This is a genomic window from Paenarthrobacter aurescens (assembly GCF_025421775.1).
In the GTDB taxonomy this organism is placed as follows: Bacteria; Actinomycetota; Actinomycetes; order Actinomycetales; family Micrococcaceae; genus Arthrobacter; species Arthrobacter aurescens_B.
On record NZ_JAOEFX010000525.1, the window covers coordinates 1 to 253 of the forward strand.

Below are 253 nucleotides of genomic sequence, written 5' to 3' on the forward strand. Positions count from 1 at the left end.
GTGCTGACGAGCTGAATAAGGCCCTGCGGGGCCTTTTTTATTGGCCGTCATGGCTACCTACTCGCTGCACGGCCAGCCACGCTTTCGCCTTCTCAACGTCCGCGCACAGGTCCTGGTAGATTTCGACCGGCTCTTCATCCGGGTCAGCACTAGCGGGGATCGCCAGCAGCTCAACAAGCCCCTTGCGGACGTGGTTCGCGTGGTGGTTCTTCTCGCGGTCAGGGATTTTGTAGCGCGGCAGGCGCATAACCAC

Annotated in this window: 1 protein-coding gene; it reads right to left on the bottom strand. The window is 60.9% G+C overall.

Annotation, left to right across the window (positions count from 1 at the left end):
* Positions 1-37: 37 nt before the first annotated feature.
* The coding region (locus tag N7568_RS24620) for a hypothetical protein (protein WP_261612279.1) at positions 38-253 on the bottom strand (216 nt) is incomplete at its 5' end.